Source organism: Listeria tempestatis (genome assembly GCF_963575625.1).
GTDB lineage: Bacteria > Bacillota > Bacilli > Lactobacillales > Listeriaceae > Listeria > Listeria tempestatis.
In genome coordinates this window covers 176,031-201,713 of the sequence record NZ_CAUYTK010000004.1, presented here as the reverse complement: position 1 = coordinate 201,713, position 25,683 = coordinate 176,031, and the positions used below count along the sequence as shown (strand labels likewise).

Sequence of the window (25,683 nt, the reverse complement as noted above, 5' to 3'; positions counted from 1 at the left end):
GGAAAGTGGGGTTAAAATCATGACAGAAAATGTAATTGTAAAGGATGATTTTATCCGCGCTTTTTCTGAACATGCCAGCGAACCAGCTTTTTTAACCGAAAGTCGCTTGGCAGCTTGGAAATTAGCAAGTGAACTTGACTTGCCGTTTGTGGATAAAACGAAGATTGATCGCTGGAATTTCACGGGATTTGATACGTATGAAGGCATTAGTATGGGGATTTCAAATGAAGCTTTAGCCGACAAGGTCACCAATCTAGTGGATTTAAATAAAGCGGATGCGAACTATTATGTGCAAGTCGACACGCGTCCGGCAAGATTACAACTGAGTGAGGAGCTGCAAGAACAAGGCGTGATTTTAACGGACATTGTGACGGCGGCAAAAAATCACCCAGATCTTTTTAAACAATATTTTATGAAAGATGCGGTACAGGTAGACGAACATAAGTTGACTGCGTTTCATGCGGCACTTGTAAATGGCGGCGTATTTTTATATGTACCGAAGAACGTGGAAATCAGTGAGCCGATTCAAACGGTTTTTGTACAGCAAGATGCGAAAAAACCACTTGTGAATCACGTGTTAGTTGTGGCTGACGACAATAGTTCTGTGACCTACGTGGAAAACTATGTGTCGCTTGACGAAGAGGGCACTGGTATCGCGAATATTGTGGAAGAAGTTATTGCGAACCGGAATGCGCGGATTACATTTGGCGCGGTAGACAACTTGTCAAAAGGCGTTACAACCTATGTTAATCGTAGAGGCCATATTGGCGCTGATTCTACAATTGAGTGGGCGCTTGGTCTAATGAATGACGGTGACACCATCAATGAAAACATCACGAATTTGATGGGTGACGGCTCAACTGGTGATGTGAAGACGGTGACTGTTGGGCGTTTCAAGCAGATACAAAACGTGACGACAAGAGTGACTCATTACGGAAAAGCCTCCACTGGGACTATTTTATCCCACGGTGTGATGAAAGATAAAGCAACAACGATATTTAACGGTATTGGGCATATTAAGCACGGGGCATCGAAGTCTGATGCGCAGCAGGAATCGCGTGTGTTAATGCTTAGTAAAGGTGCGCGTGGTGATGCGAATCCGATTCTATTAATTGATGAAAATGACGTTGTCGCAGGGCATGCTGCTTCTGTTGGACGTGTTGACCCAGTTCAACTCTTTTATTTGATGAGTCGAGGGATTTCAAAACAGGAGGCGGAGCGTCTAGTCATTCACGGGTTCCTTGATCCTGTCGTGAAACAGCTACCAATTGAAGGCGTGAAAGTGATGTTAAAGGAAGTTATCGAAGGGAAAGTGCGCTAAATGAAAGATTTCGCCAAAATTCGTTCTGACTTTAAAATTCTTGAGCAAGAAGTAAACGGAAAACCGCTTGTTTATTTAGATAATGCAGCGACTGCGCAAAAGCCGAAACAGGTGATTGACGTATTGACTCATTATTATGAAACGGATAATGCAAATGTTCATCGCGGTGTACACACGCTTTCCGGGCGCGCAACGGATGCTTATGAAGGTGCGCGTGAGAAGATGCGGGCATTCATTGGGGCGAAATTCGTGCAGGAAATTATTTTTACACGTGGTACGACGACGGCACTCAATTTGGTAGCGGATAGCTACGGAGCGGCGAACATTACGAGCGGGGACGAGATTGTCATCTCGCACCTTGAACATCACAGCAACTTCATTCCGTGGCAGCAGCTCGCAAAACGCACGGGCGCAACGCTTAAGTTTATCGAACTCGAACAAGATGGGACGATTTCTGTTCGTAAAGCGGCTTCCGTTATTAGCGCTAAAACGAAAATTGTGGCATTGGCGCATGTTTCAAATGTGCTCGGGACGGTGACACCAATTGCTGAAATCGCAGAAATCGCGCATCAAAATGGTGCTGTCATCGTGGTTGACGGGGCGCAAGCTGTTCCGCATATGGCCGTTGATGTAACTAAGCTTGACGTCGATTTTTATGCGTTCTCAGGCCATAAAATGCTTGGACCAACTGGAACGGGCGTTTTATACGGAAAAAAAGCACTTTTAGAAAAAATGGAACCGACCGAATTTGGTGGCGAAATGATTGATTTCGTTGATTTATACGACTCAACGTGGAAGGAACTCCCGTGGAAATTTGAAGCGGGGACACCAATTATTGGGGAACAAATTGCGCTTGGCGCGGCGGTAGACTATTTAACGGAAATTGGCATGGAAGCCGTTCATACGTATGAGCAGGAGCTCGTTCACTATGCCCTTTCTGAAATGCAAAAAATATCTGGCATTACAATTTATGGTCCGCTAGATGCGAGTAAACGCGCTGGTCTTGTGACATTTAATTTAGAGGGCGTTCATCCGCACGATCTTGCCACTGTTCTTGACGAAGAAGGAATCGCCATTCGGGCCGGGCACCACTGTGCTCAACCACTCATGAAATGGCTTGGCGAAAATTCAACGGCTCGCGCAAGTTTCTATATTTATAACACAAAAGAAGAAGTTGATAAATTCATCAAAGGATTAAAGTTAACGAAGGAGTATTTTGGCCTATGACAAGTCGTAAATTAGACGCACTTTACAGGCAAGTGATTATGGATCATTACAAGAATCCTCGGAATAAAGGGGAGCTCGCGGACTCTAACGTCACAATTGACTTAAACAACCCGACTTGTGGTGATGAAATTCATTTGCACTTGAAAATAGAGGACAATAAAATTACTGCTGCAAGCTTTACGGGAAGTGGATGTTCCATTTCGATGGCAAGCGCTTCTATGATGACAGAAAGCGTTATTGGTCATACGGAAGATGAGGCGCTCGAAATGTCCCACCAGTTTTCCGAAATGGTGCAAGGGCACGATCATGATACTATTGACGAATACGGGGATGTGGAAGCTTTAGCTGGCGTCGCAAAATTCCCAGCACGAATTAAATGTGCGACGCTTGCATGGAAAGCAATGGAGCGTGCCATTCGCGAAGAAAAAATGCGTTAAAGGAGGAATAAAATATGACTGAAATTCCAGATATTGGCGAATACCAATACGGATTCCATGATAAAGATACTTCTGTTTTTCGTACAGAACGTGGGTTAACGGAAGATGTTGTACGTGAAATTTCGAAAATTAAAGAAGAGCCTGAATGGATGCTCGACTTCCGTTTGAAATCGCTCAAACAGTTTTATAAAATGCCTATGCCAACTTGGGGCGGTGACCTTTCAGAACTAGATTTTGAGGATATCACATATTACGTAAAACCTTCTGAGCAGACCGTTCAATCTTGGGACGAGGTTCCGGAAGAAATTAAACGTACATTCGATAAACTTGGAATTCCAGAAGCCGAACAAAAATATTTAGCAGGTGCATCTGCTCAGTATGAGTCCGAAGTGGTCTATCATAACATGAAAAAAGATTTGGAAGAACTTGGCATCGTCTTTAAAGATACCGATACCGCACTAAAAGAAAACGAGGACATCTTTAAGGAACATTTTGCGAAAGTCATTCCACCATCTGACAATAAATTTGCTGCATTAAACTCCGCTGTTTGGTCGGGAGGCTCGTTCATCTATGTACCTCCTGGCGTTAAAATCGACACGCCACTACAAGCCTACTTCCGAATTAATTCTCCGAACATGGGGCAATTCGAGCGGACGCTTATTATCGTCGATGAAAACGCGAGTGTCAATTATGTGGAAGGCTGTACAGCCCCCGTTTATACGACAAACTCGCTTCACTCAGCCGTCGTTGAAATCGTCGTAAAACCTGGCGCTTACTGCCGTTACACAACGATTCAAAACTGGGCGAATAATGTTTATAATCTCGTAACGAAACGAACATTTGTTGAAGAAAATGGTACGATGGAATGGATTGATGGCAACATCGGTTCTAAATTAACGATGAAATACCCATCTTGCTACCTTAGAGGAGAAGGCGCGCGTGGCATGACCCTTTCAATCGCCATCGCAGGGCGCGGACAACGCCAAGATGCTGGTGCGAAAATGATGCACATGGCACCAAACACATCAAGCACCATCGTTTCTAAATCCATCTCCAAGCACGGTGGTAACGTCACGTATCGCGGCATCGTCCATTTCGGTCGTAATGCAGACGGCGCTCGTTCCAATATCGAATGTGACACGCTTATTATGGATAACGCATCAACATCCGATACAATCCCTTACAATGAAATTTTAAACAATAATATTTCCCTTGAACACGAAGCAAAAGTATCTAAAGTGTCCGAGGAACAACTTTTCTATCTTATGAGCCGCGGTGTTTCAGAAGTCGAAGCCACTGAAATGATCGTCATGGGCTTCATCGAACCGTTCACGAAAGAATTGCCAATGGAATACGCCGTTGAAATGAATCGGTTGATTAAATTTGAGATGGAAGGGTCGATTGGATAAGCATCATTTAAAAACTTGTATAATGCCAACTATATCTGGCGTTATACGAGTTTTTTGTTGTATAATTGAATGTGGAACGTGTTTTTCGCAACCAATTGGGGGAACTTGTATGGGCTGGTTGCGCGGGAGCGCTTAGGTGACAAGACTTAACTTTCTGAACACGGCTATACTTAAATTTTAAAAAAGAAAAGTGAGGTATTAACATGGGGGATGGATTAAATCAGCGTCTTTTTAGTGCAGCGGATAGCCTCCGTAGCAAAATGGATGCATCCGAATATAAGAACTATTTATTAGGGCTTATTTTCTACAAATATTTATCTGATAAACTGCTTCAAAAAGTAGTGGAACTAGGGGCAGAATCACTTGAGGAATATGATACGGTAGAAAAACAAACGGAATATTATATTAAACAATTAGAAGATGAATCGATAAAGCAGGATGTGATTGATGCTCTTCTTGACACGATTCGTTACGCGATAGAACCTGATCATCTTTTTAATGTTTTAGCTAAAAAAGCCCACAACAATACATTCCAATTAAATGATTTGAAAAAAGGATTTCTAGAAATTTCGGCTAATTTTAGTCAGTTTAAAGGTTTATTTGATGATGTTGATTTGGAATCAAACAAGCTAGGCCTAGATGCCCAACAGCGCAATCTGACCATCACAGAAGTCCTTAAAAAGCTTAGTGATATTGATATTCTTGGGTACGGTGGGGATATTATTGGTGATGCGTATGAATATTTAATTGGTCAGTTTGCTTCTGATGCTGGAAAAAAAGCGGGTGAATTTTATACTCCGCATATGGTATCTGACATGATGGCACGCATCGTAACACTTGGTCAAGAAGAGAAAAGTTTATTTAGTGTGTATGACCCAACGATGGGGTCAGGGTCGTTAATGCTGAATGTAAGAAATTATTTAAAATATCCAGATAAAGTGAAATATCACGGACAAGAACTCAATACGACAACGTTTAACCTAGCGAAAATGAACTTAATTTTGCACGGTGTTGAAGCCGAAGCGCTCAACAACTTAAAAAATGCGGATACGCTTAACAAAGACTGGCCACGGGAGGAGCCGTATACATTTGATTCCGTCATTATGAACCCGCCTTACTCAGCTCACTGGTCTTCAGATGAGAAGTTTTTAAAGGAGTCTCGTTTTGATCGTTACGGCAAACTAGCACCAAAATCAAAAGCCGATTTTGCTTTTCTGCTTCACGGACTTTATCATTTAAAAGAAACAGGGACGATGGCAATCGTTCTCCCGCATGGTGTTCTTTTCCGCGGTGCTGCTGAAGGGGTCATTCGCAAAAACTTGCTCGAAAATGGCGAGATTGACACTGTAATTGGCATGCCCGCAAACTTGTTTTATGGCACCCCTATCCCGACTACCGTGATTGTTCTTCGCAAAAACCGCACAAAACAAGATGTTTTATTCATCGATGCAAGTAAGGGCTTTATTAAAGGCAAAAATCAAAACATGCTTTCGGAGGAAAATATCGATAAAGTGATTGCCGCCTACAAAAACCGAAAAGACGTGGAAAAATTCGCTCACCTTGCGAGTTTTGAAGAAATCAAAGAGAATGATTATAATTTGAATATCCCACGTTACGTGGATACGTTTGAAGAAGAGCCGCCTGTTGATATGGCAAAAATCGGTAAAGAAATGAAGGTGATTCGCGCTGAGAAAGCGGAGTTAGACAAAAGTCTATACGAAGCGATTTCAAGTTTGCAGTACAACCCCGAGGACGAAGAGTGGATTAAAGGGGCATTAGAGGTGTTTGACGATGGCAAGTAAACGAGTACCTGAGATTCGATTTGAAGGGTTTAGTGAGGATTGGGAAGAGCGGAAGTTGGGGAGTTTGGTTGAACAAGTGATTAGAGAAGTTCCTAAACCAAGTGAACCCTATTTTAGAATGTCAGTAAGATCTCATGCAAAAGGTACATTTAGGCAGTTTGTAGATAATCCTGAAAAAGTAGCAATGGATAAACTTTTTGTTGTAAGAAAAAATGATTTAGTTATCAATATTACTTTTGCTTGGGAACATGCAATAGCTGTTGTTCCTGATAGAGATGATGGATTACTTGTTTCTCATAGATTTCCAACATACAGAGCTGATGGGAAGTCTGATATAGAATTCTTGCACTATATGGTTTCAAAAGAAGAGTTTAGACAACAGCTAGAGCTAATATCACCAGGTGGAGCAGGTCGTAACAGAGTATTAAACAAGAATGATTTTTTAAAACTAAAAGTTATTGTCCCAAATTTAAATGAAGAACAAGAACAAATTGGGAACTTTTTTAAACAGCTAGACTACACTATATCTCTTCACCAACGCAACCTTGAAAATCTCAAGACAAAGAAAAAAGGGCTACTACAAAAAATGTTCCCGAAAGAAGGCGAGAAAGTTCCTGAACTTCGGTTTCCTGGATATAATGATAATTGGAATGGCACGGCTTTAAGCAACATAGTTAATAAATATGATAATTTACGTGTTCCAATTACAGCGGCAAAAAGAATCAAAGGAGAAGTTCCATATTATGGGGCAAATGGCATTCAAGACTATGTCAGTGGTTATACCCATGATGGGGAATATGTATTAATTGCTGAAGACGGGGCGAATGATCTAGAGGATTATCCTGTTCACCATGTTAAGGGGAAAATTTGGGTCAATAATCATGCGCATGTTTTACAAGCAAAAATAGATAAGGCTGATAATAAATTTGTTAAAAATGCCATTAAGAATACGAATATTAGACCATTATTAGTTGGTGGAGGAAGAGCAAAATTGAATGCTGAAGTAATGATGAAATTGGAAATTGACGTACCCACTTTAGAAGAACAACAAAAAATCGGTCAATTTTTCAAACAACTCGACGACAAAATTGCGCTTGAAGAACGAGAATTAAAATTACTACAAGAAACTAAGAAAGCTTTCTTACAAAAAATGTTTGTTTAGGAGGTACATGAATGAAACAACTAACTCACTTTGATGAGGCTACGATTGAAAAACAACTAATTCAACTACTCGGAGAAGGTCATAACCAGTGGACTTATCGCCCAGATTTGAAATCAGAAGAAGATTTATGGCAAAATCTAAAGCAAAAAATCATCCAAAATAACACGGCGGAAATCGGTGAACATCCGTTAACCGACGAAGAATTTGAGGGAATTAAAACGGAATTTTTATTAAAAACCCAAACCCCCGTTGATGCTGCAAAATGGCTCAGGGGGGAAAACGGGGTGGCGCGAATTAAAATTGACCGTGAAGACGCTGCGCTCGGTTCCATGTCGCTTGTTCTTTACCGCGGGCTCGATGTGAATGGTGGTCAGTCTTCCTATGAAGTCGTCAACCAAATTGCTAAAAAAAGAGAGCACATAGAGGCGCGAGATCGCCGTTTTGATGTTACCTTGCTCATGAACGGCTTACCCATCATACAAATTGAACTGAAAACGGTTACTGCTAAAGATGGCGTTTTTCAGGCATTTGAACAAATTAAAAAATATGCTGAAGAAGGATTATTCCACAATAATATTTTTGCAACACTTCAATTGTTTGTTATTTCAAATGAAAAAACAACGCGTTATTTTGCGAATGCATTGCCTGAGCATATGCAACGTAAGTACATCTTTAGTTGGCGAACAACAGATAATAAAAAGATAGATAGCCTAAATGAGTTTAGTAGACAGGTGTTAAGCATCCCAGCTGCACACCGCATGATTACAGATTATACCGTTATTAGTGAAGTTCAAGACACTAGACATTTACTCGTCTTACATTCTTACCAAATCCATGCCATAGAAGCCATACATGCAGCGGCAATAAAAAGACAATCTGGCTATATTTGGCATGCAACAGGTTCAGGAAAAACATTAACGAGCTTTGTGGTTACGAAATTACTAACACGAGCAACGAATGTAGGCCGAACTATCATGCTTGTTGACCGAACAGATTTAGATAACCAAACAAACGATGAATTCACTAAATTTGCTTCTGAATATAATACAGGAATCTCCTCAGGCAAAGGAAAAGCTAATACGCTTATTGTGGGTACTGGAAATTCAACAGAATTAAGTCGGGTGCTCCTTTCTGAAGCGAATTCAAGCGTGATTATTATCACAACACGTCAGAAATTAGAAGCCGCGCTGAAAAAAGCAGAAAAGCTAGAGAAGGAAAAAGGGACAAATCGCTTTGAAAAATTAATGAATGAGCACATTGTTTTTATCGTGGATGAATGTCACCGTGCAGTAAGTGCAGAAAATATGAAACGAATTAAAGAAGTTTTTCCAAAATCAACGTGGTTCGGCTTTACGGGCACCCCTATTTTTGAGGTTAATAAAAAACAGGCAAAAGGGGAATTAGCGCGTACAACAGAGGATCAGTACGGAGAAGAGCTACATACGTACACGATTAAAAATGCGTTAGATGACGGGGCAGTTTTAGCATTTCAACTTGAACATGAAAATACTCTAAATACCACTACTTTAGACAACAAAATCTTAAATGACCTTAGGCAAAATGAAAAGTACGCGAATAAGTCTGTAGATAATTTAAATAAAATGATTGATCAGATGGATGGCATCACAAAAGAGACGTATCTTGATGCCGCAATATACGAAAATGATGAGCATATTCAAACGGTAATCCGTAAAATTTTCAAACCGGATAATGCCTATACAAAATTTGATTTCGCAGGTGGAAGACCAACCAAATCGGCTATTTTAACCACAAGTTCGATTGCAATGGCAAAACGCTATTATAAAGCCATCAAGGAAATGACAAAAGACCCAAATTGGATGGAAAAAGAGTTTGCGGGAAACACCGTTCGGGCAGGCCGGGCAATTAGTGACCCCGATTTTCCGCGTATTGCTATCACATATTCGCTTGACGAAAAAAAGGGCGAGGCCACAAAAAAAGAAGATGAAATGAATGAAATCATCGCCGATTATAACAATTACTACGGTACAAAATGGTCGGTTAACCAGTTAAACGCCTACAACAGTAATATTAATGAGCGCCTTGTGCGTGATAAGGCGGAGTTTAAACAATTTGGTGAGCAAGTCGACCTCGTTATTGTCGTGGACCGGCTTCTGACGGGCTTTAATGCGCCCACAATCCAAACGTTATTTGTTGACCGCCATTTAGAATATGCAGGCCTAATCCAAGCTTTCTCCAGAACAAACCGTACTTTTCCGAATAAAACGAAAGGTCTAATCGTCACGTTTAGAAAGCCGTACACGATGAAGAAGAATGTAGACGATGCGACAGAACTCTATTCCAAAAAACAAGAAAATCTTGGCTTAATTTATCCGACTTACGAGGAGTCAAGAGAACGTTTTAAAAAGGCGTATGAAAAAATGGAAGAATTTTCGTATGATATTGATGAACATACGAATCTTGAGGTGCGGATTGATTATGTAAAAGCTTTCCAAGAGTTGAATAATTCTTTTGAAGCGCTTGTAACATACGACGATTATAACGATGAAATAGATGAATCTGTTATACTTCAAAATCAAGTTTCCTGGATAGAGGAGCAAGTAGGGCGATATGAAACGGTAAAAGGTTCCTTAGTTGAAATTGAGGAAACTTTAGCAGACACATCGAATGATTTTACCGAGATTGAATTTTACGAGGAAAATAGTGTGATGCGTTATGATATTGACTCTGCCTATATCGACCATCTTCTAGGTAACTACTCGGTAAACAACACGGATATTCGTGCTGATATTGAGAGGACCTTACAGAAATTAAATAAATCAAATCTCATAAAAAACGTTTATCGTGCCATTTTAGATGCGATAGATAGCGGGGAAATTAGTGAGGATGCTGATATTTTTGAAGTGAAGCGCCAATTCTTTACGGATAAAATCAACACAACCATCCGTGAGTTCGCCGCAAAATGGATGGTGAGTGAAGAGGAACTTGACTTTTCTTCAAGGGAATACTCACTTAGTTCAAAGGAACTTCCTAATATGAATGCGATTATTAAAAGCAGGGACTTTAAAAAATATAAAAGCATCCACCCAGAAGCTAATGCCTTCGCGGCAAGAAGTGAATTAAGTAAGGAATGGAAAGAAGTTTTGGATGAAATTATTGTACCGCTTAAGAATGAGTTAAGGTAGTGTGACTATAAAATCAACTAATTGGGGGAGAGATATAAATCATGGAAGGAAATGTAAGGCATCTGACGGAGTATCTACGTGGGGCTACAAAGTTAATTATCCCAGTTTATCAGCGTAACTATGATTGGAAGATTGAGAACTGTAAACGATTAATGGAAGATTTAATCATGTTAGAAAAGGAAAATAAAGAAACACATTTTTTTGGAAGTATGGTTGTGAAACCAGGAAATCTTTCGCAGGAAATTATTGTAATTGACGGGCAACAAAGGCTGACTACAATATCGTTATTGCTATTAGCATTAAAAAATTGGATGAAGAATCATAATATATCAGGGGAAAGAATTAACCCGAAGAATATTGAAGATACATTTTTAATGGATACTTTTAGGTCTGAAGTGGATAAATATATATTAATACCGAACCCCAGAGATTTTGAAACATATAAAAAATTATTTAGCGATGAAAAATTTTTTGTCAGAGATTCAAATTTAACATTAAATTATGAGTATTTTTATCATGCACTAGATAAAGAGACTATTTCATTAGACAGTTTGATGAATTCAATAGAAAAATTACAGGTTATGATTGTCAACTTGAATTCTCCAAATGATGATCCACAGCTTATTTTTGAAAGTTTAAATTCAACGGGTGTCGACTTGACAGATGCTGATAAAATTAGGAATTATCTGCTGATGAATGAGGTGCCAGATGCACAAGTTGCTTATTTTAAAAATTACTGGGAACCGATTGAAGAGAGGACAAATTTTGATTTAAGTTCTTTTTTTCGGGACTATTTAACAGTTAAAAATTATAAGTATCCGAATATCTCGAAAGTCTACGAAACATTTATAGAATTTTATAGTCTTAAATATAATGATAAAATGTCCTTTTTTGATGAGGCTTCTGATTACTCGCTAGCTTACCAGCAAATTTTGACTGCCGAGACAAATAATAAAGAAATAAATTCAATTTTAATGCGTTTTAATGAACTACAGTCAACTGTTGTAAGACCATTTTTAATGGCAGTTTTATATGACTATAATCGAAATGAATTAAAGAGCTTTGAGGTTACAGAGCTGTTTAATATTTTAGAGAACTATATTGCAAGACGAATGATTGCCAAAATACCATCTAATGCATTAAATAAGGTAATCGCAACACTTTATCGTGATTTGAAACGTTTGAGGGAGGATTCAAATGATGAGATAGCTATAAAAGATTTGTTTAGCTATCAGATTTTAACCAAAACGAGTACGGCAAAAATGCCTGACGATTTTACAATAATTGACCATTTACGTACAAATGATTTTTATAATATGAATCCTTATTTTAGAACATATTTTTTTGAGCGACTCGAAAATTATGGGCATACAGAAGATTTGCAAATTTATCAGGGAGTTCGAGAAAGGAAGTATTCGATTGAACATATTATGCCAAGGAGATTAACTCTAGCATGGCAACAAGAATTAGGAATGAATTATAAAAAAGTCCATCAAAAATATTTAAATCAGTTGGGCAATTTAACGCTTACGGGGTACAACTCCAAGTACAGCAACAAGACATTCATTGAAAAGCAAAACATGGAGAAGGGTTTTAAGGAAAGTCATTTTGTTAATTTAAATAAGATACCAGCTCAAGCTGATTCATGGAGTGAAAGAGAAATTTTAAAACGAAGTGATGAATTAATTGAAATGGCACTTAACATTTGGGAATACCCGCAAACTGAATTTGTCCCCCGTTCGCATGAAGATGAACTTATTATTTTTGACGGAGAGCAAACATTTACTGGTTATAAAATAAGAGGATACTGCTTTCAAAATGATGAGTATCAAATTGTAGCTACGTGGAAAGAATTTTTTGTTCAATTTATGAGAGGATTAACTGAAATTTCTAGTATGCCAATCATTGAATTAATGAAAGGTGAGGGGTCAAATGGTTTAGAAGGGTTATTTAGTGGGGAGCCCTCGACAACAAATAGTGAAGTGATATCAGGAGTATACGTTAATATTGATCTTTCTAATGTGCGGAAAATGGGTTATATCAGACGATTAATGGAACTTTTTAATTTAGATTTCTCGAGTTTGAAGGTTGATGCAATTAAATATGGAAATAAGGAAGAGAATTTCGAAAAAGATATTGAATTTGTTGATTAATGATTTTATTCGGCATGAGTTTTTCCTCCCCCCATTTACAAACCCCTTTCATTCGGCTAAAATGAAAGGGGTTTATTGTGACTGTTTTCACGAAAAGGAGAGTTGAAAATGAGTTTTCATGTTTTGATGTATCATGAGTTGCGTGAGCGGGGGACAATTGGGGAGAGCGGGACTTCGGCGGTTGAAGTGGCGACAAATTGTGATGCCGCGCTTCCAAAGGCACTTTTTGCGTACACGGATGACTTCGAAAAGCAAATGGATATGTTGCAAAACGGGGGATTTAATATCATTTCGATGCAAGATGTTCGGGATTTTTACGAAAAAGGGAAAACTTTGCCTGAAAATGCCGTACTAATTACATTTGATGATGCCTTCCAATCTGTTTTGCGGTACGCTTACCCGGTGTTGAAAAAACGTGGTTTACAAGCAACTTTATTTGTTGTGCGTGGCTGGCTAGCTAAAACCGCCAAGCGTTTTAATCCTGAAAAATCAGTGGTCATGAGCGAGCGCGAGGTGAATGAAATGCGTGATGTGTTCACGTTTGCGAACCATACAACGGATTTACATAATCTAGAAGGGGAGAAAAGTACGTTTCAAACGGCAACGACAGAGGAACTTTTGGCGGATTTAAAGGAGTGCGCGGAATTTGTCGATGAACCAGATGTTTTTGCCTATCCGTTTGGGCTTTATGATGAAAAATATGCAGTACGCTTAGAGCAAGCGGGAATGAAGCTGGCTTTTACGACTAAACCAGGGCGGAATGAGCGCGAAACGGCGCCGCTTGAACTATGTCGCCAAGTTGTCGCACTCGGCATGACAGCGGAAGCTTTGCAACAAATTTTATTAAAGGATGGGAAAAAGAAGTGAAAAAATGGATTGGAATTTTACTAGTCGTTTTAATTGGGGTAGTCGCTACGGGGTGTTCAAATTCAGAGGCAAATCAGGCGGCGGAGTCAAAAACGGACACAACGAATGAGGTGCTGCGTGTTGGCACGCTACCAGCCGAATCTGCTATTCCGATTATTTTAGCAAAAGAAAAGGGCTTTTTTGAGGATGAAAAAGTGAATGTGGAGATTATCCCGTTTAATGCGCCTAACGACCGTAACGTCGCGGCACAAGCTGGGAAAATCGACGGTATGATTGGCGACGTGATGACGGCACTTTCCATGCGTGATGGGGGAATGGATTTTACGATTACGTCCGATATTAACGAAGATTTCAAATTGCTTTCCTCACCTGATTCAGGAATTACGGATATTAAACAGCTTGACGGTAAGGAAGTTTCGCTTGTTCCAAAATTTTTGCTTGAATACATTATGGACGAAATGGCAGCAAAAAATGATATCAGCTATAAAATCGTACAAATCCCGTCGATTTCTGCACGTTATGAAGCACTTTTAAATAATCAAGTGGATTCTGTTATTTTTACAGAACCGCAAGCCACTTTGCTTGAGAAAAATGGCGCCCATGTTCTCGGAAGCTCACGAGAATACGGGATTAAAGGTGGCACAATTAGTTTTGCAAGCGATATTGTAAAATCGAGAGAAGCAGACATTGCCGCGTTTTACAAAGCATACAATAAAGGTGTTCAGTATATGAATGAACACGATGCTAGTGATTATGCCGCTATTTTAAAAGCATACAAATTCCCAGATGCGATGACCGATTACTTAGAAAATAAGGAAATGAATTATACGAAGGCTCAAAAAGTAAGTGAAAAACAATTTGATAGCATTGAAAAATGGACGAAAGAAAAGGGCATGATTCAAAAAGATTATTCGTATGAGGAAATGACCGATTTTTCAATGTTGGATTGATGGGTACGCTTGCGGTTTTTAAGGACTTCGCTATAATTAGAAGAAAAGGGTTTGGAGAGGGAGAACGTTTTGGAGAAATATTTAATTTGTACCGATTTAGATGGTACTTTGCTCGCGGATAATCATAAGGTACCGAGGAAAACACGGCGACTTCTCCGAAAATTGATAGCCGAGGGGCATTATTTTTCGGTAGCGACTGGTCGAATGTTTCACGCCGCTAATGAATTTGCTAAAAATATTCACGAAGAAGCGTTTGTCATTGCTTCAAATGGATCAATTGCGGCTAGCAAAGAGGGGATTTTCCACCATGTGAAAACGGATAATGATGCGCTTTTAAAAATTTATGAGATTTGCCATGCTAAAAAGGTAAGGGCGTTCTTTTTTTCAACGGATACGGTATTCTATATTGGTGAAGTCCCGTCCCATTTTAAACAAGAAGATGATAAAGAGCGTGTTCAGGCGGTGAAGCATGTTTCGGTGAACGAGCGTGCGACGTTTCTGGAATTTGTTGATGAGATGGTGAACGGTTTGATTGTGGAGGAGCAGGATTTATCGAGAATTGAAAAATTGCGTGTGGAGCTTGAAGCGCTTCCGAATGTGCATTTTTTGTCTTCTCATATGAATAATATCGAGATTTTGCCCGAGCGAATTGATAAGGCGGTGGCGGTGCGGAATTTGGCTGAACGTCTTTCTGTGAAGCAGGAAAATGTGATTGCTTTTGGCGACGGTGAAAATGACATTGGTATGATTGAATACGCTGGAATTGGCGTTGCAATGGGAAATGCGAATGATGAGCTGAAAGAAAAAGCTGATTTTGTGACGGAAACGAATACAAAAGAAGGCATTTATAAGTTTTTAAAGCAATTGCGTAAAAGTAAAGCGTTATAATGTAGCTTTTGACGATAGATAAAGTTGCCAAAACTCGTTTGGAGAACTTTATCTATCGTTTTTTATGGGCGAAAAAATTTGGATAAATGATAGCCTCTTTTATTGTATAAAGCGTTTAGCCAATAAATCGGTTAATTTAAATAAGAAAAATCCAAGTAATGACAATGCAAGGATACCGCAAAACATGTCAGGGTAGTCAATAACCGACCAGGCATTCATAATGTAATAACCAAGCCCGTACGTAGTTGCGTAATTTTCCGCAAAAAAGAGTGAAGCAAGCGAAATACCGATAGCGATGCGAAGCCCGTTAATAATATGCGGTGAGATCGCTGGCAAGAGCAAATGCTTAAACCTCATAAAAGGCGTAGCATGGAAGGAAAACATGATTTTCTCCCAGTTTGGATCAATTTGCTTTACGCCATCACGCGCAGATAAAACAATTTGAAAAACGATAATCCAAATAACGAGCATGATTTTTGATAGATCAGAGAGCCCATACAAAAGCATGAATACGGGTAAAAAGGCAACCTTTGGAATCGGATAAATGTAGTAAAGTATCGGTGAGAGCCATTTGTCGGCCAACTGGTTTGCGCCAATAAAAATGCCAAGCGGGATACCAATAAGAAGTGAAACAAGAATCGCCACAACAATTCGATACAAGCTCATGAGTGCATGTGGAATTAGTTCGGGAATTTTCTCGAAAAATAAAATGCTCGTTGCAAGCGGCGCTGGAATGACTGGGCTACTTACAAGAAGGTAAAGCAACTCCCAAATGAGTAGCAAGCCTAAAATGCCAATAAGGCTATTTGCAATTTTGCCTTTCACTTCGCCACCTCATTCTCGAGCGCGGAACGAATTGTTCGGCACATATCATAGAATTCTTTGCGCATGCGGAGCTCGCTTTGTCCGAAAAAAGGGTTTGTGATTTCTTGTTTGATTTTGCCAGCTTGCATAATGATGATTTTTCGACCGAGAAAAACGGCCTCTTCGATGGAATGAGTGACTTGAACCATTGTGGTGGCGCGTTTTTGCTGGATTTCAAGTAGCCTGTTTTGCAAACTTTCCTTCGTCATCGCGTCAAGCGCGCTTGTCGCCTCATCAAGCAATAAGATTTTCGGATTGAGCGCGAGGCTCCTGCCAATTGCGGTGCGCTGTTTTTGTCCGCCACTCAGTTCGCGCGGATATTTATTTTGAAGCGCTTCGAGGTCAAGCTCTGCTAGAAGCGTTTGCGTGCGGTCATAAATGTCAGTCTTAGATTGTTTTTTGATTTTTAAGCCTAAAGCGATGTTTTCAAAAACGGTTTTCCAAGGGAATAAGGCGTAATCTTGTAAGATAATGCCAGTTTCATCAGGGAAACGGTTTTTTTGCTCTCCGAAAAAATGAATTTCACCATCTACAGGTGTGATAAAACCCGCCATTGCATGAAGAAGTGTGGTTTTCCCGCAACCAGATGGCCCAATAATAGCACATGTTGACTTTTCAGGCACATCGAGTGATACATCATCTAGAGCAACAGTTTCTTGATATTTACATGTTACGTTTTTCACTTGTATGGCGTTCATTCGTCTACTCCTCCGTTTTTACTTCTCCCTCATTATAAACGAAGCTAGGGCACAAGAAAAGAGCAGGAAAATTTATCGCTCTCAAAAAAAGGATAAAAGAAGAATGGACGTATGGCTTTTCAATTCTTGCTTTTTTATTCTTGAAATCGTTATTTTATGCCCGTTTGCGTTATAATAAGAGTGGAGGTGAGCAAGGTGCAAAAGCCAACGAAAAAAGAATGGGTTGCCATTACGACTTGTGATGCCCATTTTGATGATATATTTTACTATGCCGTTCAAACGACAGGAATTTTTTGCAGACCATCGTGCAAGTCGAAAATGCCAAATTATGAGAATGTCGTCATTTTTAAATCAAGAGATGCCGCAATAAAAGCGGGTTTTAGACCGTGTAAAAGATGTAAGTCAGGCGGAGAACGTGTTCCAGATGACGAGTGGGTTTTGGATATTAAACGTTATGTAGAAAAAAATTTAGGTGAGACGCTTTCGCTTGAACAAATTGCAACAGCCTGCCATGGTAGCGAAAGTCATTTGCACCGCACGTTTAAAAAGGTGACAGGAGAAACGATTCATCACTACGTCATTTCCAAAAAGCTGATTTTGGCGCAGGAATTATTGCGAAATGAAGACTTGGAAATCAAACAAATTGCGGGCGCTGTTGGTTTTCATAATGCCGCACAATTTGCCACGCTTTTTAAGAAACAAATGGGTATGCCGCCATCAAAATATCGAAATGAGGTGCAAAAATGATTTATGATTTTATTGAAAGTGTCGGGCTCTATATCGCTAAAACAAAACGCGGTGTCTGTTTTATTGGCGCAAGTTACGAGGAACTAGTCGCTTTTTACGAAAAGAAATATAAAAATGAGGAATTTAGGCGTTCTAAAGAGTTTCAAAGGGAGGCAGAAGACTTAAAAGCTTATTTTAGTGGCGAAAAAAGAGCTTTTGACTGGTCTTTAGATTTTTCTGCTAGCGATTTTACGCAGCAAGTATGGACTGCTTTGCGTGAAATCCCGTATGGTGCGACTTCTTCCTACTCAGAAATTGCTCGAAAAATTGGGAATCCGAAAGCAGTAAGAGCTGTCGGGCGAGCGATTGGCCAAAACCCAATACTCATTGTAATCCCGTGCCACCGCGTGATTGGAAAGTCTGGGAAATTAACGGGTTACCGCGGCGGGCTAGCGTTTAAGGAAGAACTACTAGGAATTGAAGCGGCCAGGAGATAATTAAAAGAACCAAAAATCGAGCAACGTGACCATTTTTCAATGGCGTTCACTCGATTTTTAGTTCTATTTGTTTTTATTCAGATGGCTAAACGCGTCACATTCCTTATCTCTGAGGTGCAATGAATGTTTCAATCGGATTGTCGTAGTAACTATAAGAGCTTAGTTTTTTATTTTGACTTAAATCAAGTGTTCGAAGAGCATTATTCGATACATTAAGCGTAGTTAGTGAGATCAGTGAAGATAAGTCTAGTGAACTTATTTGATTTGAATTAAGATAGAGCGAAGTCAAATTACTTAGCCCATTCAAGTCAATGGCATTCAAATTGTTCTGCGATAAAACAAGACGTGTTAATTTACTCAAGCCAGTTAGATTTACGCTACTGATTGAATTGTTCGATAAATATAAGTCATCTAAATTAGGGTTTGTCGAAAAATTCATATGCCCTGTTAGTTTATTTTGGTATGCGATGAGCGAGACTAGTTTAGGATTTTGACTTACATTTAGTGTTGTAAGTAAGTTGTTTGAGATATTTAAATCTGTCAGTTCTACATTTTGACTTACATTTATAGAGCTAATCTGGTTAGAAGAGGCATAAAGTCTTGCTAGTTTCAAATTTTTGCTAATATCAAGTGAACTCAATTTATTACCATATACATCAAGTCTTGTGATATTTGGTAAGTTTGTAACATCAATAGCGCTAATTTGATTGTTAGAAATATTTAGGAAAGTTAGCAAAGTCAGTTTTGATACATCAAGAAAAGTGAGTTGATTGTTTGAAAGCATCGCACTTGTCAGAGCAGTATTGTTAGTTAAATCTAAGCTTGTAAGTTTATTATTTGTTAAACTAAGTTGTTCTAATTTTGTGTTTTCCCTAACATCAATTGTACTTAAATTATTGTAAGTTGCGTATAAATGTTTTAGTTCTTTATTCTGGCTTAAATTTAGAGATTGAAGTTGATTGTTATCGATAAGCAACCTAGTCAGCTCTTTATTTTGGCTAATATCAAGCGAAGTAAGAGCATTATATCTCAAAATCAACTCTTTTAACTTCGTATTTTGCTTTAAATCAATCGTTGAAATTTGATTGAATGTCAAGTATAAATAAGCTAACTCCTTATTTTGACTAACATCAATTTCTGATAACTTATTACTTCCGCTTAAAGTGCCAGTTAAACTTAAATAATAGAGATTTGGCAAATGCTGAATCCCAGTCGCGTCAGTTACCTCATTTAAGTCAATACGTGTGATTTTTAAAGAGTCGTCATGAGTCATTGGACTAGTAACCAACTTATTTAGCTGCTTAGCAATGTCAGCGGCTAAAATTGGATCAGGGAAGATTTCTTCAATTGTACTCACTTTAACAGGACTTACCGTTATGAGACAGCTCGCTGTTTTTGCACCATCTATACTTGTCGCTGTGATTGAAGCTGTTCCTGCCTTTAATGCAGTTACGTTTCCGTTTGAGTCTACAGTGGCTACAGTCTCGTTGCTGCTTTTCCAAGTCACTCGTTTATTACTCGCATTTTCTGGCAATACAGAAGCGGTTAGGGTAATATTTTCCCCTTCCGTCAGTGATTTTGAGGTAGGGGATAGACTGATGGAATTAACCGAATAAAGATTTTTTGTATAAACATTTGTATAAAACTTGTATGCAGTGTTATTTCCCCAATTGCTCGGTGACGAAGCTTCTCTCCAAGACATGCTAGATGGATTTGTCGATGTTGAATAAAAGCTTGTACCTAATTTCACAGAATCACGCGGATAATTGACTTCTTCATGCTTAGACAATGGAATTGGCATTTCAGAAACACCGTTTGGCATAAAGAATTTAATAACTATAGCGTACTTATCTTTACTTGTAATAGGTACAGCTTCATTTAATTTTATCGTTTCATATCCAGCGTCTGCTTTTACACCCTTTGCAACGAGCTTTAAATCGGTAAATGATTTATCAGAACTATCTGGGTTAATATAAATCTCATAAGGCGTATCATATTGTGTTGTATTAATAGCAACAGCTTCAATGGCTTCATTTGAATTTTTTGGCGCATCAAAGATATTAGCGATGTACGTATTTGCTTTTGAATTATACGTAGATAAAGAAGCAAATGGTGCCATGGCATACATATTATCGTAATTTTGAATTGACTCCATTTGTTTAGCACCATACATAGCCGAAGTTAGAATATAAGCATCTTCATAAGATACATAATAATATCCCTTATCTCCCCACGTATTTCCCCAACTGTTCCTAATTATGAAAGCGCCATCATTTAGAGGGCGATGCTCGATACGGAAATTTTCTTTGCTATAAGTGTCGTCATAGCCAACGATAAGAGAAGAATGGGAAATAGTTGTATAGTTTTCTTTAGGTACATACATAGCGTTTGTTGCGGAATTCATATAGGTGTTTCTATACGCAGAGCTTGCAGTCCATTGGTATGTAAGACCGCCATTTTTTATAAGATGCTCTTTTATTTTTTTTACTTTTTGTGTCTGTTCAATTTCGCTTGCTGTAACGGGTAGCTTTACAATCGTATTCATTCCTTGCAGGTGAACACTAGGTTTTTTGGATAGAACGTTTAAAGAAGTCAGGTATGTGGCATTTTGGTCAAAAGGCATTTCGCCTTCAAGGACAGGTAGTTCCCAATTCATGCCTTCATAAAATACAGTATACTCCTGTGCGCCCGTATTTAAGAAACGGTTATAGGCTTTTGGATTATTCCCATCTATCCCGTCCGCATTTCGAGCAGAATAATAATCTGCATAGAGTTCGGAAAAATCATATTCCGTTCCAGTTTGCTTTAATAGGGCAGTCTCAATTGATGCGTTGGCTGTAAAAGACCAACAAATATTTCTTGATTGTTGATTTTTAACTGGCGTGTCTAACCCAACTATGCGAGGATCATATTTCGCCGGTAATGGGGTTGAACGAAGCAGCTGTTTTGATTGTGGCTGTTCATAAATTGGTGTAGCATCTGGTATTGCTCCCGTTGGATATTCTTTTGCTAAGGTTTGGTTCTCAGGCAGTATTAAGAAGAAACTTGCTAAAATAAAACTAATTCCCGCTAATAAACATAACAATTTTTTCATTCTAAACATCCTCCTTTTTAGTGAAAAATATGCTGTTTGATCCCTTTCTTTTTTATTCTATTTAAAAGATAAAAATCATCTAAATAGTCCCTGTTCTATTATACTATATATAATAAAATTCTGAAAGTTCATTTATAAAAAGTATTCAAATAAGCTACAAAATTTGATGGAAGTCATGCTATCAGGTAAAATAAAGGCAAAACCTGAAAGGGGAAAAACGATGATAAAAAAATTAGGTCAAGTAATGGTCTATATTGAAAATCAAGAAGAGGTAGCTCGCTTTTGGACGGAACAAATAGGTTTTATAATTCGTGATCGCAATAAAGAAACCGATGCTGAGAAATGGATTGAAATTGCGCCAGATGAAGAAACAGCTACAACAATTGTGCTACAGGACAAAATTGCGGTAGCAAAAATGAGCCCAGAAATGAATTTGGGCACACCTTCACTCCTTTTTTATACAGATGAATTAGATGCAACCTATGCGGAATTTAAAGAGCGGGGAGTGCCCGTTGGCGAATTGGTTGACACCCCGCTTGGACGCGTCTTTAATTTTCATGACCCAGAACAAAATTATTTTGCGATTTTAGAAGATAAGTAAGACGAAAAAGTTTCAAATAACATCAAAAAAGAACCAAAAATCAAGTTTTACTTCTACTTGATTTTTGGTTCTTTTTTAGTCAATATCCAGTTTCAACCGATGCATTCACGATATACATAAAATCATTTTTATCTGCCTTATCCTCCAAGAAAATACCGCTAGTCGTCATCATGCCACCGTCCATCACCGTGACATGAACCGTGCCGTAAGGAATTAAAGCTTTAATCGCAGCAAAATCAACTTTTTCCTTGTCAATCGGAACAGCAAGCTTCACGTGTACGACCATATTATGTAAATCTTCATCAGGCAAGAGTGCTTGAATACCCGGCATTGAATTATGATAAATAGCATGTCGCACAGCTCTTACAGCCGCTTTTGTTACATCTTGACCATGCACATCTACCCCAAAACCTGTTTGGATAAAAAGTAGTTTTTCCACATTCTCACTCCTAAAAATATTGAATAAAATCGGCACCAGCGCGATGTTTGGCAAATTCTTTTAAAACAGCCGTAAAAACCTTTCCTTCAGGATCCCCGGCTGCCTTAAAGGCTTCTGCGAGTTGCTTGCGCTGAATTTTATCTAGCTCATGTGTGAGTCTAATGCCATTTGATGTTAAAAATAGCGCTCGTTTGCGCTTGTCATGCTCCCCAATTCCAACATGAATCAGTCCTTTTTCACGCAATTCAGCGATAGGCTTTTGCAAGGCTTGTTTGGAAATTTCTAAAATGGTAATCATTTCGCCAGTTGTGACACCAGGCATGCGGGCAATGAAAAATAAAATCCGATGGTGTAAACGTGTTAAATCATGATTGTCGATAAGATCGTCAGCAGAATTCGTAAACGATTTATACGCAAAGTAAAATAGTGCAATTTGTTGGTTTAATCTTGTTTCAATATCCATGTTTTTACCCCTTTTTTCGTTATCCCTGTTATCATTATACCCTTTTTTAGAAAAACAAGAAATTTATTTTTTATAAAAAGAGGTGTTTAGTTTTTCCGTTACGGGTAAAGTGAAGTAGATAATGCTTCTTAAAGAAGGAGAGGAAAGCGATGGAACACTATAAACGAATACTAGTTGGAGTTGACGGTTCTGACCAAGCCGACCATGCCTTTAAAAAAGCGCTTGAACTTGCTAGAAAATACGATGCCACACTCGGAATTGCGAGCATTGTGGACTTACGGTCATTTTCTCCTAATATTTCTTATGACGGCTCACTTGAAGAAAGAGCCATGCAGGCCGCAAAAGCCCGAATTGCTGGCTACCGCGAAGAAGCTGAGAAAGCAGGTTTACATGAGATTGCAACTTATATTGAAAGTGGCAATCCAAAAACGATTCTCGCAAAAGAACTACCTGAAGAGTTTGATGCTGACCTTATTGTTGTTGGTGCAACAGGATTAAACCGCGTTGAAAAAATTGTATTAGGAAGCATTTCCAGCTACATTTTAGGGCATGCAAAAGTAGATACTTTAATAGCTCGTTAGAAACTAAGAAGGGTAACAAAATGTTATCCTTTTAGTTTTTGTTAGCGATAACAAAAAGTAATGCTTGAAATGAAAGCGTTACACAGTTATTATCATAATGAGACTTAAAATACCGAGAGGAGTTTTTTCATGATAAAAGGCGTTATTTTCGATTTAGATGGCGTGATTACCGACACAGCTGAGTACCATTATAAAGCTTGGAAAGCGCTTGGTGACAAAATTGGCATCAAAATCGACCGTACATTCAACGAACAACTAAAAGGCGTTAGCAGACAAGATTCACTTGAGCGGATTTTAATATTTGGTGGAAAAGAAGCGGCGTTTAGCGCAGCCGAAAAAGAAGATTTAATGGCATGGAAAAATGATTTTTATGTCAACTTAATCCAAAATATCACACCAGATGATGTTTTACCCGGTGTTCTGCCATTTTTGGAAAAATTAAATGACAACGGCATCAAAAAAGCGATAGCTTCCGCATCAAAAAATGCGACAGCCATTTTAACTTCCTTACATATTTTAGAAGAGTTTGATTATGTTGTTGACGCTAGCCTAATTGTGCGCTCAAAACCAGATCCAGAGGTGTTTCTTGAAGCGTTAAAAGGGTTGAATTTAACAGCAGAAGAATGCATTGGTATTGAGGATGCAGAAGCAGGTGTTTCAGCCATCCAAAGTGCAGGTATGAAAGCTGTTTCGATTGGAACGGATCAAAGTCTGCAAAAAGCAGAAATCAATTTACAATCGACAAAAGAATTAAGCGATTTACAGTTATAAACTAAGACACAAAATGAGAAATTTATTTTGTCAAACCGAAGAAAAACGCACTTTTCAAAAAGAAGAAAAGTGCGTTTTTTTGTTACTTATTGAAATTTGGTAAATATTCTTTGTGCGCCTCTAAAAGTTCATCAAGTAAAAGGCGAGCCTCGCTATCACTTGGTGTGAGAGGATTGATTGTCATGGCAAGAAGTGCTTTGTCATAATCCCCAGTTACTGCCGCTTCAGCAGTTAGACGCTCAAAAGTTTTAATTTCTTGAATAATTCCGTTGATTGCAACTGGTAAATGACCACTTGCTAAAGGAATTGGACCTTGGCGAGTAATGACACAGTTTGTTTCCACTGCAGAATCTGGGTCGATATCTAAAATGGCACCATTGTTACGTGTATTTACAATTTGAATATCACGTTTATCGTTGTAAATGGAGTTGATTAAATTACATGCTGCTTCGCTGTAATAAGCACCCCCACGTTGTTCAAGTTGTTTTGGCTTTTCAGCAAGTTCTTCTTGTTTATAAAGCTCAAATAATTCGGCTTCCACTTTTTTCACGACTTCTGCACGTGTACCATGTTCCGCATAAGCTTTTGCTTGATCTTCTAATTGTTGCTTTGTTTGCCAGTAATAACGCAAGTAATCAATTGGAATCATATTTAATGTGCGAAGGAAAGTTTTATCCCATCCAGTTGCATTAATATTTTTAAGTTTAGAGCCTTGGTCTTCCTCTGTCATTTTGAAAACAACATCGCGAGTGACATCTTTACCATTATGATAAACGGTTTTCGCAAAGACCATATGATTTAAACCAACAAATTCTACATAGATTTCAGAAGGATCTACGCCAAGTGTTTCCGCAATATTTCGTTCAATTCCAATTGGTCCATTACACAAGCCCACTACTTTTTTCTGATTGCTATAACGAAGGACAGCCTCCGTTACCATTCCAGCTGGGTTCGCAAAATTAATTAGCCAAGCATCTGGGCATAAACGTTCCATATCACGACAAATATCTAAAATAATTGGAATGGTACGAAGACCTTTAAACATCCCACCAGGACCATTTGTTTCTTGACCAACAACGCCGTGCGAATTTGGAATGCGTTCATCTTTAATACGTGCATCAAGTAAACCAACACGCAATTGAGTCGTCACAAAATCAGCATCCTTTAATGCTTCCTCACGGTCGAGTGTTAAATGTATTTCAATGTTAGCGCCAGCTTTTTTTACCATGCGTTTTGCAAGATTTCCAACGATTTCTAATTTTTCACGACCTGCTTCAACATCTACAAGCCAAATCTCACGTACAGGAAGTTCATCTTGACGCTTAATAAAACCTTCAATTAATTCAGGAGTATAGCTTGATCCGCCGCCAATTGTTGCAATTTTAATACCATTTGCCATTTTTTATTCCTCCAATATTATAAGAATCTGTGAACGCTTTCTTATTTACACTTACAGTATAGAAAGATTAGCAGTAAATTACCAGCTTTTTGCAATAATTGGGTAGCCATTATCCAAAAAGGAACTTGTCACATTTGAGTAACGAGGTGTTACATGGTAAAATTAAAGAA

Annotated in this window: 22 protein-coding genes; 16 read left to right on the top strand and 6 right to left on the bottom strand. The window is 38.7% G+C overall.

What is annotated here, in order from left to right; translation table 11 throughout:
- Nucleotides 1-19 precede the first annotated feature (19 nt).
- From sufD to R8923_RS07600, 11 genes are all read left to right on the top strand, one after another.
- Entirely contained in the window at nucleotides 20-1,321 is a 1,302-nt protein-coding gene (sufD, locus tag R8923_RS07650) for a Fe-S cluster assembly protein SufD (protein WP_485872178.1), read from the top strand.
- Nucleotides 1,322-2,548, top strand: a complete 1,227-nt coding sequence (locus R8923_RS07645; protein ID WP_485872177.1) for a cysteine desulfurase — start codon at nucleotides 1,322-1,324, stop codon at nucleotides 2,546-2,548.
- Nucleotides 2,545-2,985, top strand: a complete 441-nt coding sequence (gene sufU / locus R8923_RS07640) for a Fe-S cluster assembly sulfur transfer protein SufU (RefSeq protein WP_485872176.1) — start codon at nucleotides 2,545-2,547, stop codon at nucleotides 2,983-2,985. Before R8923_RS07645 ends, sufU begins: the two co-directional genes overlap by 4 nt.
- A 14-nt stretch (nucleotides 2,986-2,999) precedes the next feature.
- Nucleotides 3,000-4,394: a Fe-S cluster assembly protein SufB gene (gene sufB, locus R8923_RS07635; RefSeq protein ID WP_485872175.1), complete on the top strand. Its 1,395-nt coding sequence runs from the start codon at nucleotides 3,000-3,002 to the stop codon at nucleotides 4,392-4,394.
- Nucleotides 4,395-4,597: 203 nt separating this feature from the next.
- Complete coding sequence (locus R8923_RS07630) at nucleotides 4,598-6,196, top strand: type I restriction-modification system subunit M (RefSeq protein ID WP_485872174.1); 1,599 nt, start codon at nucleotides 4,598-4,600, stop codon at nucleotides 6,194-6,196.
- Entirely contained in the window at nucleotides 6,186-7,358 is a 1,173-nt protein-coding gene (locus R8923_RS07625; protein WP_485872173.1) for a restriction endonuclease subunit S, read from the top strand. Before R8923_RS07630 ends, R8923_RS07625 begins: the two co-directional genes overlap by 11 nt.
- Before the next feature lie 11 nt (nucleotides 7,359-7,369).
- The gene (locus R8923_RS07620) at nucleotides 7,370-10,522 is read left to right on the top strand and encodes a type I restriction endonuclease subunit R, EcoR124 family (protein ID WP_485872172.1); all 3,153 of its coding nucleotides are present in this window, start codon (nucleotides 7,370-7,372) and stop codon (nucleotides 10,520-10,522) included.
- A 41-nt stretch (nucleotides 10,523-10,563) separates the two neighbouring features.
- On the top strand, nucleotides 10,564-12,675 hold the full coding sequence (locus R8923_RS07615; RefSeq protein ID WP_485872171.1) for a DUF262 domain-containing protein: 2,112 nt from the start codon (nucleotides 10,564-10,566) through the stop codon (nucleotides 12,673-12,675).
- A gap of 108 nt (nucleotides 12,676-12,783) precedes the next feature.
- Nucleotides 12,784-13,542 (top strand): polysaccharide deacetylase family protein, encoded by a 759-nt coding sequence (locus R8923_RS07610; protein WP_485872170.1) that lies wholly within the window; start codon nucleotides 12,784-12,786, stop codon nucleotides 13,540-13,542.
- The gene (locus R8923_RS07605; protein WP_485872169.1) at nucleotides 13,539-14,492 is read left to right on the top strand and encodes an ABC transporter substrate-binding protein; all 954 of its coding nucleotides are present in this window, start codon (nucleotides 13,539-13,541) and stop codon (nucleotides 14,490-14,492) included. The genes R8923_RS07610 and R8923_RS07605 overlap by 4 nt, the downstream gene beginning before the upstream one ends.
- 69 nt (nucleotides 14,493-14,561) lie before the next feature.
- Nucleotides 14,562-15,380, top strand: coding sequence for an HAD family hydrolase (locus tag R8923_RS07600; protein ID WP_485872168.1), 819 nt, complete (start codon nucleotides 14,562-14,564; stop codon nucleotides 15,378-15,380).
- Between the two features lie 99 nt (nucleotides 15,381-15,479).
- Here the strand turns inward: R8923_RS07600 and R8923_RS07595 are convergent, their stop codons facing one another.
- Both R8923_RS07595 and R8923_RS07590 read right to left on the bottom strand, forming a co-directional pair.
- On the bottom strand, nucleotides 15,480-16,205 hold the full coding sequence (locus tag R8923_RS07595) for an ABC transporter permease (RefSeq protein ID WP_485872167.1): 726 nt from the start codon (nucleotides 16,203-16,205) through the stop codon (nucleotides 15,480-15,482).
- The gene (locus R8923_RS07590; protein WP_485872166.1) at nucleotides 16,202-16,942 is read right to left on the bottom strand and encodes an ABC transporter ATP-binding protein; all 741 of its coding nucleotides are present in this window, start codon (nucleotides 16,940-16,942) and stop codon (nucleotides 16,202-16,204) included. The genes R8923_RS07595 and R8923_RS07590 overlap by 4 nt, the downstream gene beginning before the upstream one ends.
- A 195-nt stretch (nucleotides 16,943-17,137) precedes the next feature.
- Here R8923_RS07590 and R8923_RS07585 point away from each other — a divergent pair, with 195 nt between their 5' ends.
- Complete coding sequence (locus R8923_RS07585; RefSeq protein ID WP_485872165.1) at nucleotides 17,138-17,689, top strand: bifunctional transcriptional activator/DNA repair enzyme AdaA; 552 nt, start codon at nucleotides 17,138-17,140, stop codon at nucleotides 17,687-17,689.
- The gene (locus tag R8923_RS07580) at nucleotides 17,686-18,165 is read left to right on the top strand and encodes a methylated-DNA--[protein]-cysteine S-methyltransferase (RefSeq protein WP_485872164.1); all 480 of its coding nucleotides are present in this window, start codon (nucleotides 17,686-17,688) and stop codon (nucleotides 18,163-18,165) included. Before R8923_RS07585 ends, R8923_RS07580 begins: the two co-directional genes overlap by 4 nt.
- A 103-nt stretch (nucleotides 18,166-18,268) precedes the next feature.
- On the opposite strand, the gene R8923_RS07575 is transcribed toward R8923_RS07580, so the two are convergent.
- On the bottom strand, nucleotides 18,269-21,259 hold the full coding sequence (locus R8923_RS07575; protein ID WP_485872163.1) for an Ig-like domain-containing protein: 2,991 nt from the start codon (nucleotides 21,257-21,259) through the stop codon (nucleotides 18,269-18,271).
- Between the two features lie 220 nt (nucleotides 21,260-21,479).
- Here R8923_RS07575 and R8923_RS07570 point away from each other — a divergent pair, with 220 nt between their 5' ends.
- Nucleotides 21,480-21,860, top strand: a complete 381-nt coding sequence (locus R8923_RS07570) for a VOC family protein (protein WP_485872162.1) — start codon at nucleotides 21,480-21,482, stop codon at nucleotides 21,858-21,860.
- Nucleotides 21,861-21,939: 79 nt separating this feature from the next.
- Here the strand turns inward: R8923_RS07570 and R8923_RS07565 are convergent, their stop codons facing one another.
- Both R8923_RS07565 and R8923_RS07560 read right to left on the bottom strand, forming a co-directional pair.
- Nucleotides 21,940-22,299, bottom strand: a complete 360-nt coding sequence (locus R8923_RS07565; RefSeq protein ID WP_485872161.1) for a Lin0512 family protein — start codon at nucleotides 22,297-22,299, stop codon at nucleotides 21,940-21,942.
- 10 nt (nucleotides 22,300-22,309) lie between these two features.
- Complete coding sequence (locus R8923_RS07560; RefSeq protein WP_485872160.1) at nucleotides 22,310-22,762, bottom strand: MarR family winged helix-turn-helix transcriptional regulator; 453 nt, start codon at nucleotides 22,760-22,762, stop codon at nucleotides 22,310-22,312.
- Nucleotides 22,763-22,911: 149 nt separating this feature from the next.
- On the opposite strand from R8923_RS07560, the gene R8923_RS07555 reads away from it, so the two are divergent.
- On the top strand, nucleotides 22,912-23,343 hold the full coding sequence (locus R8923_RS07555) for a universal stress protein (RefSeq protein WP_485872159.1): 432 nt from the start codon (nucleotides 22,912-22,914) through the stop codon (nucleotides 23,341-23,343).
- Nucleotides 23,344-23,472: 129 nt separating this feature from the next.
- Complete coding sequence (gene pgmB / locus R8923_RS07550; RefSeq protein ID WP_485872158.1) at nucleotides 23,473-24,114, top strand: beta-phosphoglucomutase; 642 nt, start codon at nucleotides 23,473-23,475, stop codon at nucleotides 24,112-24,114.
- A gap of 82 nt (nucleotides 24,115-24,196) precedes the next feature.
- Here the strand turns inward: pgmB and R8923_RS07545 are convergent, their stop codons facing one another.
- Nucleotides 24,197-25,513 carry a 6-phospho-beta-glucosidase gene (locus R8923_RS07545; protein WP_485872157.1) on the bottom strand — a complete coding sequence of 439 codons (1,317 nt, stop codon included), beginning with the start codon at nucleotides 25,511-25,513 and terminating at the stop codon, nucleotides 24,197-24,199.
- Nucleotides 25,514-25,683 lie beyond the last annotated feature (170 nt).

Coding starts and splice junctions, on each gene's coding strand:
- R8923_RS07610 (WP_485872170.1), top strand. CDS start 12,784: ATGAGTTTTCATGTTTTGATGTATCATGAGTTGCGTGAGCGGGGGACA.
- R8923_RS07555 (WP_485872159.1), top strand. CDS start 22,912: ATGGAACACTATAAACGAATACTAGTTGGAGTTGACGGTTCTGACCAA.
- R8923_RS07620 (WP_485872172.1), top strand. CDS start 7,370: ATGAAACAACTAACTCACTTTGATGAGGCTACGATTGAAAAACAACTA.
- R8923_RS07570 (WP_485872162.1), top strand. CDS start 21,480: ATGATAAAAAAATTAGGTCAAGTAATGGTCTATATTGAAAATCAAGAA.
- R8923_RS07580 (WP_485872164.1), top strand. CDS start 17,686: ATGATTTATGATTTTATTGAAAGTGTCGGGCTCTATATCGCTAAAACA.
- R8923_RS07615 (WP_485872171.1), top strand. CDS start 10,564: ATGGAAGGAAATGTAAGGCATCTGACGGAGTATCTACGTGGGGCTACA.
- pgmB (WP_485872158.1), top strand. CDS start 23,473: ATGATAAAAGGCGTTATTTTCGATTTAGATGGCGTGATTACCGACACA.
- sufU (WP_485872176.1), top strand. CDS start 2,545: ATGACAAGTCGTAAATTAGACGCACTTTACAGGCAAGTGATTATGGAT.
- R8923_RS07560 (WP_485872160.1), bottom strand. CDS start 22,762: ATGGATATTGAAACAAGATTAAACCAACAAATTGCACTATTTTACTTT.
- R8923_RS07590 (WP_485872166.1), bottom strand. CDS start 16,942: ATGAACGCCATACAAGTGAAAAACGTAACATGTAAATATCAAGAAACT.
- R8923_RS07630 (WP_485872174.1), top strand. CDS start 4,598: ATGGGGGATGGATTAAATCAGCGTCTTTTTAGTGCAGCGGATAGCCTC.
- sufD (WP_485872178.1), top strand. CDS start 20: ATGACAGAAAATGTAATTGTAAAGGATGATTTTATCCGCGCTTTTTCT.
- R8923_RS07575 (WP_485872163.1), bottom strand. CDS start 21,259: ATGAAAAAATTGTTATGTTTATTAGCGGGAATTAGTTTTATTTTAGCA.
- R8923_RS07645 (WP_485872177.1), top strand. CDS start 1,322: ATGAAAGATTTCGCCAAAATTCGTTCTGACTTTAAAATTCTTGAGCAA.
- R8923_RS07545 (WP_485872157.1), bottom strand. CDS start 25,513: ATGGCAAATGGTATTAAAATTGCAACAATTGGCGGCGGATCAAGCTAT.
- R8923_RS07625 (WP_485872173.1), top strand. CDS start 6,186: ATGGCAAGTAAACGAGTACCTGAGATTCGATTTGAAGGGTTTAGTGAG.
- sufB (WP_485872175.1), top strand. CDS start 3,000: ATGACTGAAATTCCAGATATTGGCGAATACCAATACGGATTCCATGAT.